This window comes from Burkholderia metallica (genome assembly GCF_001718555.1).
In the GTDB taxonomy this organism is placed as follows: Bacteria; Pseudomonadota; Gammaproteobacteria; order Burkholderiales; family Burkholderiaceae; genus Burkholderia; species Burkholderia metallica.
This window is the reverse complement of record NZ_CP013403.1, coordinates 1,604,821-1,619,137: the sequence shown is the minus strand read 5'-3', so window position 1 is coordinate 1,619,137 and position 14,317 is coordinate 1,604,821. Positions and strand designations below refer to the sequence as shown.

General features: G+C 69.5%; 13 protein-coding genes. All 13 read left to right on the top strand.

Going from position 1 to position 14,317, the window contains the following annotated elements:
• Positions 1-27: 27 nt before the first annotated feature.
• A complete protein-coding gene (locus tag WJ16_RS26900) occupies positions 28-1,095 on the top strand; it encodes an acyl-CoA dehydrogenase family protein (RefSeq protein ID WP_069260071.1) in 1,068 nt (355 codons plus the stop codon).
• Positions 1,095-2,246, top strand: a complete 1,152-nt coding sequence (locus tag WJ16_RS26895) for an acetyl-CoA C-acetyltransferase (protein WP_069260070.1) — start codon at positions 1,095-1,097, stop codon at positions 2,244-2,246. The genes WJ16_RS26900 and WJ16_RS26895 overlap by 1 nt, the downstream gene beginning before the upstream one ends.
• A gap of 48 nt (positions 2,247-2,294) precedes the next feature.
• Positions 2,295-3,173 carry an SDR family oxidoreductase gene (locus WJ16_RS26890; protein ID WP_069260069.1) on the top strand — a complete coding sequence of 293 codons (879 nt, stop codon included), beginning with the start codon at positions 2,295-2,297 and terminating at the stop codon, positions 3,171-3,173.
• Between the two features lie 3 nt (positions 3,174-3,176).
• Complete coding sequence (locus WJ16_RS26885) at positions 3,177-4,418, top strand: acyl-CoA dehydrogenase family protein (RefSeq protein ID WP_069260068.1); 1,242 nt, start codon at positions 3,177-3,179, stop codon at positions 4,416-4,418.
• Positions 4,415-5,614 (top strand): acyl-CoA dehydrogenase family protein, encoded by a 1,200-nt coding sequence (locus WJ16_RS26880; protein WP_069260067.1) that lies wholly within the window; start codon positions 4,415-4,417, stop codon positions 5,612-5,614. Before WJ16_RS26885 ends, WJ16_RS26880 begins: the two co-directional genes overlap by 4 nt.
• On the top strand, positions 5,611-6,411 hold the full coding sequence (locus WJ16_RS26875; RefSeq protein WP_069260066.1) for an SDR family oxidoreductase: 801 nt from the start codon (positions 5,611-5,613) through the stop codon (positions 6,409-6,411). The genes WJ16_RS26880 and WJ16_RS26875 overlap by 4 nt, the downstream gene beginning before the upstream one ends.
• The gene (locus WJ16_RS26870; protein WP_069260065.1) at positions 6,411-6,896 is read left to right on the top strand and encodes a MaoC family dehydratase; all 486 of its coding nucleotides are present in this window, start codon (positions 6,411-6,413) and stop codon (positions 6,894-6,896) included. Before WJ16_RS26875 ends, WJ16_RS26870 begins: the two co-directional genes overlap by 1 nt.
• Before the next feature lie 22 nt (positions 6,897-6,918).
• Positions 6,919-8,124, top strand: coding sequence for an acetyl-CoA C-acyltransferase (locus WJ16_RS26865; protein ID WP_069260064.1), 1,206 nt, complete (start codon positions 6,919-6,921; stop codon positions 8,122-8,124).
• Between the two features lie 121 nt (positions 8,125-8,245).
• Positions 8,246-9,217 (top strand): WD40/YVTN/BNR-like repeat-containing protein, encoded by a 972-nt coding sequence (locus tag WJ16_RS26860; RefSeq protein ID WP_069260063.1) that lies wholly within the window; start codon positions 8,246-8,248, stop codon positions 9,215-9,217.
• Between the two features lie 55 nt (positions 9,218-9,272).
• Positions 9,273-11,741 (top strand): efflux RND transporter permease subunit, encoded by a 2,469-nt coding sequence (locus WJ16_RS26855; protein WP_069260062.1) that lies wholly within the window; start codon positions 9,273-9,275, stop codon positions 11,739-11,741.
• A 67-nt stretch (positions 11,742-11,808) separates the two neighbouring features.
• Positions 11,809-12,888, top strand: a complete 1,080-nt coding sequence (locus tag WJ16_RS26850) for a Rieske 2Fe-2S domain-containing protein (RefSeq protein ID WP_069260061.1) — start codon at positions 11,809-11,811, stop codon at positions 12,886-12,888.
• 289 nt (positions 12,889-13,177) lie between these two features.
• Entirely contained in the window at positions 13,178-13,381 is a 204-nt protein-coding gene (locus WJ16_RS35875; RefSeq protein ID WP_006483056.1) for a cold-shock protein, read from the top strand.
• Between the two features lie 470 nt (positions 13,382-13,851).
• The gene (infA, locus tag WJ16_RS26840) at positions 13,852-14,115 is read left to right on the top strand and encodes a translation initiation factor IF-1 (protein ID WP_006751842.1); all 264 of its coding nucleotides are present in this window, start codon (positions 13,852-13,854) and stop codon (positions 14,113-14,115) included.
• The last annotated feature ends 202 nt before the right edge of the window (positions 14,116-14,317 follow it).

Below are 14,317 nucleotides of genomic sequence, written 5' to 3'. Positions count from 1 at the left end.
GCGCCCCCCTCACTGAACGGACATCGTATGGATTTCGTATTCGATGAAGACCAGGAAGCGCTCGCGGACAGCGTGAAGCGCCTGCTGATGACCGAGATGACGCCCGAGCTGATCCGCGAGCTGTGGGCCACGCCGACCGGGCGCTCGGACGACCTGTGGGCGCTGTTCGCGTCGCAGGGGCTGACCGCCGTGTCGGTGCCCGACACGCACGGCGGCCTCGGCCTGACCGAAGCGGAATGGGCGCTGCTCGCGCAGACCTACGGCTATTTCGGCAGCCCCGAGCCGCTGCTCGACACGGCGCTCGTATCGGCCGGCGTGCTCGCGCGGCTGCCCGCGAGCGACTGGCGCGACGCGTTGCTGCGCGACATCGCCGAAGGGCGTGCGCGCGTCGCGCTCGTGCATCCGGTGAACCCGTATGCGGCCGACGTGCACGTCGCGCAGGCGCTGCTGTGCGAACACCGCGGCGAGCTGCACCGCGTCGATCCCGCGCAGTGCGCGTGGCGCGCGGTCGACAGCGTCGATCCGTCGCGGCGGCTGTTCACGCTCGACTGGGAGCCGTCGGCCGACACGCGGATCGCGCTCGCCGACGAAGCCGCGCCGCTGCTGAATCGCGCGCTCGACCACGGCGCGTTCGCGGTGGCCGCGCAACTGCTCGGCCTCACGCAGCGCGTGCTCGACGTCGCGATCGACTACAGCGCGCAGCGCAAGCAGTTCGGCAAGGCGATCGGTTCGTACCAGGCGCTCAAGCACCTGCTCGCCGACGTCGCGATCCGCTACGAGTTCGCGCGGCCGGTAGTCGCGCGCGCCGCGCAGGCGATCGCCGACGATCACCCGCAGCGCGCGGTGTTCGTGTCGCACGCGAAGCTCGCGGCGACGTCGGCCGCGCAGCTTGCCGCGCGCCACTCGATGCAGGTGCACGGCGCGATCGGCTACACGTGGGAGCTCGATCTGCAGATCTTCATGAAGCGCATCTGGGCGCTTTCCGGCAGCTGGGGCGACACGGCCTTCCACAAGGCCCGCGTGGCCGACGCGATCCTCGGCGACGCGTTGCCGATCGGCCCCGCGCAAACCTTCGACCTCGAGGAACCGAACTGATGAAACAAGCCTATATCGTCGACGCGCTGCGCACGCCGACCGGCCGCCGCAAGGGCGGGCTCGCGCACGTGCACGCGGCGGATCTCGGCGGCTTCGTGCTGAAGACGCTCGTCGAGCGCAACGCGATTCCCGCCGACGACTACGACGACGTGGTGTTCGGCTGCGTCGACACGATCGGCCCGCTCGCGGGCAACATCGCGCGCACCTGCTGGCTCGCGGCCGGACTGCCGTTGCAGGTGCCGGGCGTGACGGTGGACCGCCAGTGCGGCTCGTCGCAGCAGGCCGTGCATTTCGCCGCGCAGGCCGTGATGAGCGGCGTGCAGGACGTGGTGGTGGCCGGCGGCGTACAGACGATGACGCAGATCCCGATCTCGTCGGCGATGACCTGCGCGGCGCCGCTCGGCTTCGACGATCCGTTCTCGGGCAGCACCGGCTGGCGGGCGCGGTTCGGCGCCGCGCCGGTATCGCAGTTCGTCGCCGCGCAGCGGATCGCCGATCACTGGAACCTGTCGCGCGACGCGATGGAGCGCTACGCGCTGGAAAGCCACCGCCGCGCGGTCGCGGCGATCGAGGCCGGCCATTTCAGGCGCGAAATCGTGCCGCTCGAAGGCGTGATGCACGACGAGACGCCGCGCCCGGACACGTCGCTCGACAGGATGGCGACGCTCGAACCGCTCGCGCCGGGCGGCTCGCTGACCGCCGCCGTCGCGAGCCAGACCTGCGACGCGGCGACCGCGCTGCTGATCGTGTCGGAGGATGCGCTGAAGCGCTACGGCCTCACGCCGCGCGCGCGCATTCATCACCTGAGCGTGCTCGGCGACGATCCGCTGTGGATGCTCACCGCGCCGATCCCGGCGACGAAGGCCGCATTGAAGAAGAGCGGGCTCGACTGGTCGCAGATCGACGTCGTCGAGTTGAACGAGGCGTTCGCGTCGGTCGCGCAGGCGTGGCTTGCCGATACGCGCTTCCCGCACGAAAAGACCAATCCGAACGGCGGCGCGATCGCGCTCGGCCATCCGCTCGGCGCGACCGGCGCGCGGCTGATGACGACGCTCCTGCACGAGCTGGAACGCACGGGCGGCCGCTACGGACTGCAGACGATGTGCGAAGGCGGCGGCCTCGCGAACGTCACGATCATCGAGCGCCTGTGAGCGCGTCATTTTCACGATCTCACGATCCAGGATCCAAGAGGCATCAGCATGGGAATCTGTAACGGACGCACCGTCATCATCACCGGCGCGGGCGGCGGGCTCGGGCGCGAATATGCGCTGGCGTTCGCGGCCGAAGGCGCGGCGGTCGTCGTCAACGACATCCGGTACGACGCCGCGCAGGCCGTGTGCGACGCGATCGCGCAACGTGGCGGCCGCGCGCTCGCGAATGCGGACGACATCACGCGGCTCGACACCGCGCAGCGGATCGTCGACGCGGCGCGCGAAGCATTCGGCGACGTGCACGTGCTCGTCAACAACGCGGGCATCTGCCGCGACAAGATGTTCACCAGCATGACCGAAACCGACTGGGACGACGTGATACGCGTGCACCTGCGCGGCCACTTCTGCCTGTCGAACGTGCTGGCGCGCGCGTGGCGCGACGCCGCGAAAGCCGGCCATCCGGTCGACGCGCGGATCGTCAACACGAGTTCCGGCGCCGGGCTGCAAGGCTCGATCGGCCAGTCGAACTACGGCGCGGCGAAGGCGGGCATCGCGGCGCTCACGCTGATGCAGGCGGTCGAGCTGCAGCGCTACGGCGTGCGCGTGAACGCGCTTGCGCCGGCCGCGCGCACGTCGATGACGGAAGGCGTGTTTGCCGACATGATGAAGCAGCCCGAGGACGGCGGCTTCGACTATTTCGATCCGGCCAACGTCGCGCCGCTCGTCGTGTGGCTCGGCAGCGCGGCATCGGCCGACGTGACCGGCCAGGTGTTCGAGGTCGCGGGCGGGATGATCGCGGTCGCCGAAGGCTGGCGCACCGGCCCGCGCGTCGATCGCGGCGCGCGCTGGGCGCCGGCCGAGGTCGGCCCGGCGGTCGCGCAACTGCTCGCCGATGCGCGGCCGGCGCAGCGCGTGTACGGGAGCTGAGCGATGGATCTGGCGCTCACCGACGAACAGGCGATGATCCGCGACGCGGCGGCCGATGTGCTTGCCGAGCGCAGCGCGTCCGCCGACGTGCGTCGTGCACTCGCGCAGTCGGCCGGCCGCGACGACACGCTGTGGGCGGCGCTCTCGCGCGAACTTGGCTGGACGGCGCTCGCGCTGCCCGAGGCGGCCGGCGGGCTGGGGCTCGGCGCGGTCGAACAGATGCTGCTGATGGAGCAGCTCGGCCGGCGTATCGCATGCGTGCCGTATTTTTCGACCGCATGCCTCGCGGCGACGGCGCTCGCGGGCTGCGTCGACACGCCGGCGGCAACCGGCTGGCTCGCGAGGATCGCCGAAGGCGCGTGCAGCGCGACGCTCGCGCTGCCGTTCGACTGGCCGGCCGTGTCGCGGCCGCTGCCGGTCGTCGCGGAAGAAGCCGCGGGCGGCTATGCGTTGTCGGGCGCGATCGACCAGGTGATCGACGGCGCGCGCGTCGACCTGCTGCTGGTGCCGGCCCGGATCGCGAACGAAGGGCAGGCGATCGGGCTGTTCGCGATCGACGTCGCAACGGCGTCGGGGCTTTGCGTCACGCCGCTCGACACGCTCGACGCGACGCGGCCGATCGCGCGGATCGTGCTCGACGAAGCGCGTGTGAGTCGCGACGCGTTGTACGCCGGCGGCGCGCATGCCGCACGGCTGCTCGATCGCACCGCCTGGTTCGCGGCACTCGCGCTGGCCGCCGAACAGCTCGGCGGCGCGCAGCAATGCCTCGATCTGACGCTCGACTACACGAGCCAGCGCGTGCAGTTCGGCCGCGCGATCGCATCGTTTCAGGCGGTCAAACACCGCTGCGCACAGATGATGGTGCTGATCGAATCGGCGCGGTCGGCCGTGCTCGGCGCCGCCCATGCATGGGACGCGGAGGCCGGCGACGCGACACCGGGCGCGGAACTGCGCGCCGACATCGCCGCGGCGAAATCGGCAGCGAACGATGCGTATGCGTTCTGCGCGCAGGAAGCGATCCAGTTGCACGGCGGCGTCGGCTTCACATGGGAATACGACCCGCATCTCTATTTCAAGCGTGCACAGGCATCGCTCGCGCAGTTCGGCACGACGCCGCAACTGCTCGAATGGATCGCATGCCACGCGATCGACGGCGGCACGCCGCAGCGCGGCGAAGCGTTCGCCGCGCCGCCGGTTGCGGTCGGCGCGCGTGGGTCCGCCGCGCGTACGGGAGCCCTTCAATGAACAGCGAAACGCGCGAACAGCAATTGCGGCACGAAGTCGCCGACTGGGTGCAATCGCACCTCACCGGCGAATTCGCATGCCTGAAATACCGCGGCGGCCCCGGCGACGAGGAAGCGTGGCCCGAATTGCGCAAGGCGTGGGAACGGGAACTCGCCCAGGGTGGCTGGACCGGCCTCGGCTGGCCGACCGACGCCGGCGGGCGCGGCTTCTCGGTGGCCGAGCAGGTGATCTTCCACGAGGAATACGCGCGCGCCGGCGGCCCGGGGCGAATGGGCCACATCGGCGAAGGGCTGCTCGGACCGACGCTCGTCGCGTGCGGCACCGACGACCAGCGCGCCCGCTTCCTGCCCGGCATTCTCGACGGCACGCAGTTCTGGTGCCAGGGCTATTCGGAGCCGGGCGCGGGTTCGGATCTGGCCAACGTACGCACGCGCGCCGAACAGGATGCGGACGGCGCGTGGCGTGTGTACGGCCAGAAGGTGTGGACGTCGCTCGCGCACGATTCCGACTGGATTTTCGTACTCGCGCGCACCGATCCGGCGTCGCGCGGCAACAAGGGGCTGTCGTTCCTGCTGATGCCGCTCGACCAGCCGGGCATCGAGATCCGCCCGATCAAGCAGCTCAACGGCGGCGCGGAATTCAACGAAGTGTTCTTCGACGGCGCGCGGGCGGACGCGCGCGACCTCGTCGGCGCGCCCGGCGACGGCTGGCGGATCGCGATGACGCTGCTCGGCTTCGAGCGCGGGATGTCGACGCTCGGCCAGCAGATGCAGTTCGTCCGCGAACTCGAATGGGTGGTCGACGCCGCGCGCGAATCGGGCGCGGACCGCGACCCGGTGCTGCGCCAGCGGATCGGGCGCGCGTGGGCCGGGCTGCGCGTGATGCGCTACAACGCGCTGCGGATGCTGGCCGGCGCGGACGATGCCGACGGCGGCACCGCGCCGCTGCGCCGCGAGGCGCTGATCTACAAGTTCTTCTGGTCGAACTGGCACCGCGATCTCGGCCAGCTCGCGATGGACGCACTCGGGCCGCGTGCGAACGTGATCGATCCGGCCGACGAAAAGCTCACGCATCTGCAGCGCGTCTTCCTGTTCTCCCGTGCGGACACGATCTACGCGGGCACCAACGAAATCCAGCTCAACATCATGGCCGAGCGCGGGCTCGGCATGCCCAGGGAACCACGAGGCACAGCATGACCGAACCCCAGATCCAGAAAGCCCCGGCATACGTACCGGGTCACCGGCTGCTCGCCGGCAAATCCGTGCTGATCACGGCCGCCGCCGGCGCCGGCATCGGCTTCGCGGCCGCGCGCCGCTGCGCGGAGGAGGGCTGCCGCGCGCTGTTCATCTCCGACATCCACGAAAAGCGTCTCGAACAGGCGGTGGCGACGCTGCGCGCCGAAACGGGGCTGCAGCAGATCCACGGCCGCCTGTGCAACGTCGCGGTCGAGGACGACGTGCGCGCGCTCGTCGCCGGCGCCGAGGACGCGCTCGACGGCGTCGACGTGCTGATCAACAACGCCGGGCTCGGCGGATCGACCCGCATCGTCGATATGGACGATGCCGAATGGTCGCGCGTGATCGACATTAGCCTGACCGGGACGTTCCGGATGACGCGCGCGATGCTGCCGCACATGCAGGCCCGCGGCCGCGGCGCGATCGTCAACAACGCATCGGTGCTCGGCTGGCGCGCGCAGGCGGAACAGGCGCACTACGCGGCGGCGAAAGCGGGCGTGATGGCGCTCACGCGCTGCGCGGCGCTCGAGGCGTCGCCGTATGGCGTGCGCATCAACGCGGTCGCGCCGAGCATCGCGATGCACGATTTTCTGAAGAAGTCGGCTCCGGCCGATCTGCTGAATCAACTGGCGTCGCGCGAAGCCTTCGGGCGCGCCGCCGAAGTCTGGGAGGTTGCGAACGTGATGGTGTTCCTTGCAAGCGATTACGCGTCGTACATGACGGGCGAAGTGCTGTCGGTCAGCAGCCAGCACGCATGATGAGCACGACGCTCGCCCCCGTGCGTGCGACGCCCCGCGTGTTCGCGCATCCCGGCGAACTGGCGGCGGCCGCGGGCGACCCGCTCGGCGCGAGCGCGTGGCTCGCGATCGACCAGCTCCGCATCGACGGCTTCGCCGATGCGACGGGCGATCACCAGTGGGTGCACGTCGACCCGGTGCGCGCGCAGGACGGCCCGTTCGGCGCGTGCATCGCGCACGGCTATCTGACGCTGTCGCTCGTCAACTACTTCCTGCCGCAGATCGTGCGGATCGACGGTGCGCGGCTCGGCGTCAACTACGGCTGCGACAAGGTCCGCTTCCCGGCGCCGGTGAAGGTCGGCGCGCGCATACGCGGCGTCGGCGAGCTGCTGCGCGTCGAGCCGCTCGACGGCGGCGTGCAGGCGTGGATTCGCGTGACCGTCGAGATCGAAGGCGAAGCGAAGCCCGGCTGCGTGGCCGACACGATCAGCCGTTACTACTTCTAATCCGGATTCAGAGAGCCAGCTCATGGAAGACGCAGTCATCGTTTCCGTCGCACGCACGCCGATCGGCAAGGCGTTTCGCGGCATGCTCAACGACACCGAGGCGCCCGCGCTGGGCGGCCACGTGGTGCGCACGGCGCTCGAACGGGCGGGCGTCGCGCCGGCCGACGTCGACGACGTATTGATCGGCTGCGCGGCGCAGCAGGGCACGCAGGGCTACAACATCGGCCGGCTGTCGGCCGCGGCGGCCGGCCTGCCGGCATCGGTGCCCGGCATGGCGATCGACCGCATGTGCTCGTCGGGCCTGATGTCGATCGCGAGCGCCGCGCGCAGCATTGGCGCGGGCGACGCGCGAATCGTCGTCGCGGGCGGCGTCGAGTCGATTTCGCTCACGCAGAACAAGCACAAGAACGCGTATCGCGCGCGCTCGCAGGCCGTGCTCGACCACCAGCCGGCGGCCTACATGGCGATGATGGAAACGGCCGAGATCGTGTCGCGCCGCTACGGGATCTCGCGCGCCGCGCAGGACGAATTTGCGTTGCAGAGCCACCAGCGCACGGCCGAAGCGCAGGCGGCCGGCCGCTTCGACGCGGAAATCGCGCCGCTCGACGTGCGGCGGGCGCTGTTCGACAAGGAAGGCAACCCGGCCGGTTACGAGGACGTGAACGCCGCGCGCGACGAAGGCGTGCGCGCCGATACGACGGCCGAGCGGCTCGCCGGGCTGAAGCCGTCGTGGAGCGGCGGCACGGTCGTCGAGCAGGGCGCGTTCGTGACGGCCGGCAATGCGTCGCAACTGTCGGACGGCGCGGCGGCGGTGGTCGTGATGTCGCGCAGCGAGGCGGTACGCCGCGGGCTGACGCCGCTCGGCGCGTTCCGCGGCCTCGCGGTGGCCGGCTGCGAGCCGGACGAGATGGGCATCGGTCCGGTGTTCGCGATTCCGAAGCTGCTCGCGCGCTTCGGGATGACGGTGGCCGACGTCGGGCTGTGGGAGCTGAACGAGGCGTTCGCGTGCCAGGCGCTGTACTGCCGCGACACGCTCGGCATCCCCGACGACCGGCTGAACGTCGACGGCGGCGCGATCGCGCTCGGCCATCCGTTCGGGATGTCGGGCACGCGGATGACGATGCACGCGCTGCTCGAAGGCGCGCGGCGCGGCGTGCGGCATGCGGTGGTGACGATGTGCATCGGCGGCGGGATGGGTGCCGCCGCGCTGTTCGAAGTCGGCGCGTAGCGACGCGCCATTCAGGACCATTCGAGGCCGCGGCAACGACCGACGGCCCGCAGACTTGCCGGCGACGGCGGTGGGCGCCACGGCGCGCACCGTCGTTGCATGCAGACACAGGAGACAAGCGATGAAACGTTCTTTGCCCGGACTCGCGATGTCGGCGCTCGTGCTCGGCGCCGCGCTGTTTGCGTTTTCGCCGCGCCCGCTGCCGGCGTTTCCCGTCACCGCGATCCATGCGGACCGGCTGCAGATCAACGGGCTCGCGCGGGCCGGCGCGCGCATCGTCGCGGTCGGCGAACGCGGCGTGATCCTGCTCAGCGACGATGCGGGCGACCACTGGCGGCCGGCATCGGTCACGCCGGACCAGGGCTCGACGCTTACCCAGGTGCGCTTCCTCACGCCGACGCTCGGCATCGCGGTCGGCCACGACGGCCGGATCCTGCGCAGCGACGATGCCGGCATGCACTGGCGCGAAGTCCACATCGACCGCGCGCATTCCGATCCGCTGCTATCGGTGTGGGGCACGGCGAGCGGTCCGCTGTTCGCGGCCGGCAGCTTCGGCCAGCTGCTGCGCTCGGACGACGCGGGCCTGAACTGGCAGACCGTGAAGACGCCGGCCGGCGACCGTCACCTGAACGCGATCGTCGGCGACGGCCACGGCAACCTGCTGGTCGCGGGCGAGAGCGGCACGCTGCTGCGCTCGACCGACGACGGCGCGACGTGGGACAAGCTGCCGTCGCCGTACGCCGGTTCGCTGTTCGGCGCGCTGATGCTCGCGAACGGCGACTGGGTGGCCTACGGGATGCGCGGCAACGTGGTGCGCAGCACCGATCGCGGCGCGACCTGGACGCACGTCGACAGCCGCGTGCCGGTGTCGTACTTCGGCGCGACCCAGCTCGCCGACGGCGAGCTCGTGCTGGTGGGTCAGGGCGGCGCGATCGTCGCGTCGCGCGACGGCGGGCTGACCTTCGACGTGCGCAGGCTCGGCGGCGTGCAGAGCCTCGCGGCCGTGCTCGACATGGGCCACGGCGCGCTGCTGCTCGGCGGCGAGGCCGGCGTCGCACCGCTCGCCGGCGCGCGCGCATCGACGCCGTCCTGACGCGCGGCGCTTCCGCTGCCCGTTCCCGTTCGTTTCGCATCGACAAGAGAATTCCATGAACGACCTGTCACGCCCCCCTGAAGCCGTTTCCGCGTCGCGCCTCGCCGCGTTCGTCGAGCGCTGTGCCGGCACGATCATCCGCCGGCGCCGGCTGCTGATGCTGCTGTGCGTCGCGCTCACGCTCGCGCTCGGGCTGTCCGCGACGCGCCTGAAGCTCGATCCGGGCTTCAACAAGATGATCCCGATGCAGCACCCGTACATGCAGGTGTTCGAGCGCTACGCGGGCGCGTTCCCCGGCGCGAACACGATCCTCGTGAGCCTGCGCTGGAAGGGCGACGGCGACATCTACAACCAGACGTTCATGGACGCGCTGCGCCATGCGACCGACGACGTGTTCTTCATCCCCGGCGTGAACCGCTCGCGCGTGTTCTCGCTGTTCACGCCGAACGTCCACTACACCGAGGTGACCGAGGCCGGCTTTCGCGGCGACGTGGTCGTGCCGGGCCAGTTCTCGAGCGCGAACCCGGACGATCTCGGGAAGGTGCGCCGCAACGTCGCGCGTTCCGGGCAGATCGGCCGCCTCGTCGGCAACGACCTGAAATCGGCGCTGATCCGCGCGGAGCTGCGCGAGACCGACCCGACCACCGGCAAGCGGCTCGACTACAGCGCGGTCGCGCGCCAGCTGGAGCAGATCCGCGCGAAGTACGCGAAGCAGGGCATCGACGTGAACATCATCGGCTTCGCGAAGCTGGTCGGCGACGTCGAGAGCGGCATCGCCGGCGTGATCGCGTTTTTCGCGCTTGCGTTCCTCGTGACGGCCGCGTTGCTGTTCGCGTACACGCGTTCGTTGAAGACCACCGTGCTCGCGCTCGTCGTCGCGCTGCTGCCGGTGGTGTGGCTGCTCGGCGCGCTGCCGCTGCTCGGGCTCGGCATCGACCCGATGTCGATCCTCGTGCCGTTCCTGATCTTCTCGATCGGCGTGTCGCACGCGGTGCAGATGACCAATGCATGGAAGCAGGCGCTCGTGCGCGGCGCGTCGTCGGTCGACGCCGCGCGCGACGCGTTCCGCAAGCTGTTCGTGCCGGGCACCGTCGCGCTGCTCACCAACGCGCTCGGGTTCATGGTGATCATGCGCATCAGGATCGACATCGTGCGCGAGCTCGGCATCACCGCGTGCCTCGGCGTGCTGCTGATGATCGTGACGAACAAGGTGTTCCTGCCGATCCTGCTGTCGTACACGCGGCTCGAGCGCGGCACGCTCGCGCGCGCGCAGCGCGCGGCGGCGGCCGGCGGCAGCGGCAAGTGGTCGCGCTTCGCGGTCTTCGCGCGGCCGGCGCCGGCACTCGGCGTGTTCGCGGTGGCGCTGGCGCTGCTCGCGTACGGCACGCTCGAATCGCGCAAGCTGGAGATCGGCGACATCGGCACCGGCGCGCCGGAGCTGCGCGCGAATTCGCGCTACAACATCGACAACGCGGCGATCACGCATCAGTACAACATCGGCGTGGACGTGCTGTCGGTGATCGTCGAGACGACCGGCTTCGACGACGCCTGCCTGCATTACCCGGTCATGAGCGCCATCGAGAAGTTCGAGATGAACATGCGCGGCGTGGCCGGCGTGCAGTCGGTCACGAGCGTCGCGTCGCAGGGCAAGGTGTTCATCGCCGCGTTCAACGAGGGCAATCCGCGCTGGGCCGCGCTGCCGCGCTCCAGCGACGGGCTCACGCAGGGCTCCAACGCGTTCGACCCCGACAACGGGATGAACACCGCGAACTGCAAGGCGATCCAGGTGCTGATCTACACGCAGAACCACGAAGGCACGACCATCGCGCACATCGTCGACGAGATCAAGCGCTTCGCGGCCGAGAACCCGACGCCGAACGTCGCGTTCCGGCTCGCGGGCGGCAACGTCGGCGTGATGGCCGCGACCAACGAGGCCGTCGGCGACGCGGAGATCGCGATGCTGCTGTCGATCTTCGGCGCGATCGCGCTGCTCTGCGCGGTGACGTTCCGCTCGTGGCGCGCGGTGCTGTGCATCGTCGTGCCGCTCACGCTCGTGTCGATCCTGTGCAACGCGGTGATGGCGCGGCTCGGCATCGGGCTGAAGGTCGCGACGCTGCCGGTGATCACGCTCGGCGTGGGCGTGGGCGTCGATTACGGGATCTACCTGTACGAGCGCCTGCAGCACGACCTGCGCCACGGCGCGACGCTGCCCGACGCTTTTGCGGACGCGATGCGCCAGCGCGGCACGGCGGCGCTGTTCACGGCGGTCACGATGTTCATCGGCGTCGGCACGTGGGCGTTCTCCGCGCTGAAGTTCCAGGTCGACATGGGTGTGCTGCTCGCGTTCATGTTCCTCGTGAACCTGTTCGGCGCGGTGTTCCTGCTGCCCGCGCTCGCCGCATGGCTCGGCGTCGAGCGTGCCGAGCGCCGCGTGGCGCACCGGCAGCAGTCGGTGCCGGCCGCGCCGGCCCAGGCGCCGCTGAAGCCGTCGCCCGCGCTCGAACCCGGCGATCCGGTGCGCTGAACGGCATCCCCATTTCCCCCACGCGCGGCCGGCCGCCGCGCGCTCTCCACAAGAGGAGTCAATCCACATGTCCGCACGCCCCTACAAGATCGAAGCCCAGCCGCTCACGCAGCGCTATGCGCGCGGCTGGCACTGCCTCGGGCTCGCCCGCGATTTCAAGGACGGCAAGCCGCACACGCTGAATGCGTTCGGCCGCAAGCTCGCCGCGTTCGCCGATTCGACCGGCAAGGTCAACGTCGTCGACGCGTACTGTCCGCACATGGGCGCCGACCTGAGCCTCGGCACGGTGCAGGGCGACCACCTCGTATGCCCGTTCCACGGCTGGGAATGGAACGGCGACGGGCAGTGCGCATCGATCCCGTACTGCAAGCGGATTCCGCCGAAAGCGCGCATCGGCACGTGGCCGACCTGCGAGGAAAACAACCTGCTGTTCGTGTGGAACGACCCGGAAGGCAATGCGCCGCCGCCCGAGGTCGCGATTCCGCGCCTCGACGTGTGCTTCTCCGACGAATGGTCGGACTGGGTCGTCGACACGATGGTGATCCAGGCCAATTGCCGCGAACTGGTCGACAACATCTCGGACGTCGCGCACTTCGCGACCGTGCACCGCGCGCCGATCGACTATTTCGCGAACCTGTTCGAAGATCACAAGGCGACGCAGCTGATGGTCGGCCGCAGCGAGAAGCTCGGCGGCGACGCGCTGACCGCGCTGTCCACGTACTTCGGGCCGGCCGTGCACATCACGCAGATGACGGGGCAGAGCGGCGGCCAGCCGATCCATTCGGTGCTGCTGAACTGCCAAGTGCCGATCGACATGAACAGCTTCGAGCTGCGCTACGGCGTAATCGTGAAGAAGGTGGCCGGGCTGACCGACGCGCAGAACATGGAGATCGCGAACGCATACGTGAAGGAAGCGCAGCGCGCGTTCTACGAGGACGTCGACATCTGGCACAGCAAGACGCGGATCGACAACCCGCTGCTCTGCGAAGGCGACGGGCCGCTGTACCAGATGCGCGACTGGTATTCGCAGTTCTATCTGGACGTGGCGGACGTGCGGCCGACGAGCGTCGCGCGCAAGGCGTTCGAGATGCGGATCCGCGAAGGCGATGCGCCGCCGCCGCTGCACCACGTGTTCGAACCGCAGTAACAACCGACGGGCCGGCCGAAAAAGGGGGCGCATCGAAATGCGTGCCGTCGGCCGGCAACCCACGCCGCGCAAGGCGCACGGGGCGGGCGCGCTTGTGCGTCGCATCAAAATGACTTGACGAAACGGCCACTACCGCGTAGTGTCCATGACCGAAGTGTCCAAGAAGTTCGATTGCTCATCATTGGCCGCACTCCGTGCGGCGGTCGTTGGTCTCTCCCTCTTTAGATTCTTTCTGTGCCCGTTGCGGGCGCATGTTCAATTATTCGTCATTTGTATTAAGGAAGTATTTGTGGATACCGGTACCGTCAAGTGGTTCAACGAAACCAAGGGCTTTGGTTTCATTTCCCCGGACAACGGCGGCGACGATCTGTTCGCCCATTTCTCTGAAATTCGCGGCACGGGCTTCAAGACCCTGGCCGAAGGCCAGAAGGTCAGCTTCGAAGTGAAGCGCGGCCCGAAGGGTCTGCAAGCGTCGAACATCACGCCGCAGTAAGCCGCATCGGCAGCGGCCGCCACGCGGTGGCTGTTGCCGGACGGATTGGCGCGCAGGGCGCCGCTTCGGCGGCAGCCGGCGCGTTTCCGATGCGCACGACCGATGCATCGCGACATCCACGATGCATCGGTCGTGACGCCTCCCTCATCGCATGCGTGATCCGCGTGCGACGCAACGCCTTCGCGAAGCGCCTGCCGTTTCGCGAGCGCATCACCGCTTCAAGCATCAACCCGAGCAGACCGTCGCCATGCCGTAGCAGCCGGCGCGGTCCCGACTTGCGCGGCGCTCATCGCGCCGCCGCCACTGACCGCCCGAACGCCGCAACGCGCCGGGTTCCGATCGCAAGACAGGCCCTGGGCCCGTCTGAACGAACCGATCCCCGGCAGCCTGCCGGCCGTCGTCCCGTTGCGGGTACGGCGCCGGGCAGAACGCCGCGGCTGCGGTCAATTACCTTGTCTGGAGGAATTGGTTTGGCAAAAGAAGAACTGCTGGAACTGGACGGAATCGTCGACGAAGTGCTGCCGGACAGCAAATACCGTGTGACGCTGGAAAACGGCGTCGTGGTCGGCGCGTACGCGTCGGGCCGCATGCGCAAGAACCACATCCGCATTCTCGCGGGCGACCGCGTGACGCTGGAACTGTCGATGTACGACCTGACCAAGGGCCGCATCAACTTCCGGCACAAGGACGCGAATTCGACGCGTCCGCCGCGCAGCGGCCAGCCGCGCCGTTAAGCGGCATCGATCGGACGCGTTCACCGCACCGATCGACTCCCGTCCGGCCACGCGGCCGGACGCACCGGATGGACGGCACACGTCGTGCCGTTCGTCGGTCGCCGGCGGCGTCGTCATGCCGCGGCGGCCAACATCTTCTTCTCCGGTCGTCTTGCGTGTTCCACGCTCGAGCGGCCGCGTCCCGCAGCAAATCCTCGAAGAT

Coding starts and splice junctions, on each gene's coding strand:
- WJ16_RS26900 (WP_069260071.1), top strand. CDS start 28: ATGGATTTCGTATTCGATGAAGACCAGGAAGCGCTCGCGGACAGCGTG.
- WJ16_RS26895 (WP_069260070.1), top strand. CDS start 1,095: ATGAAACAAGCCTATATCGTCGACGCGCTGCGCACGCCGACCGGCCGC.
- WJ16_RS26890 (WP_069260069.1), top strand. CDS start 2,295: ATGGGAATCTGTAACGGACGCACCGTCATCATCACCGGCGCGGGCGGC.
- WJ16_RS26885 (WP_069260068.1), top strand. CDS start 3,177: ATGGATCTGGCGCTCACCGACGAACAGGCGATGATCCGCGACGCGGCG.
- WJ16_RS26880 (WP_069260067.1), top strand. CDS start 4,415: ATGAACAGCGAAACGCGCGAACAGCAATTGCGGCACGAAGTCGCCGAC.
- WJ16_RS26875 (WP_069260066.1), top strand. CDS start 5,611: ATGACCGAACCCCAGATCCAGAAAGCCCCGGCATACGTACCGGGTCAC.
- WJ16_RS26870 (WP_069260065.1), top strand. CDS start 6,411: ATGAGCACGACGCTCGCCCCCGTGCGTGCGACGCCCCGCGTGTTCGCG.
- WJ16_RS26865 (WP_069260064.1), top strand. CDS start 6,919: ATGGAAGACGCAGTCATCGTTTCCGTCGCACGCACGCCGATCGGCAAG.
- WJ16_RS26860 (WP_069260063.1), top strand. CDS start 8,246: ATGAAACGTTCTTTGCCCGGACTCGCGATGTCGGCGCTCGTGCTCGGC.
- WJ16_RS26855 (WP_069260062.1), top strand. CDS start 9,273: ATGAACGACCTGTCACGCCCCCCTGAAGCCGTTTCCGCGTCGCGCCTC.
- WJ16_RS26850 (WP_069260061.1), top strand. CDS start 11,809: ATGTCCGCACGCCCCTACAAGATCGAAGCCCAGCCGCTCACGCAGCGC.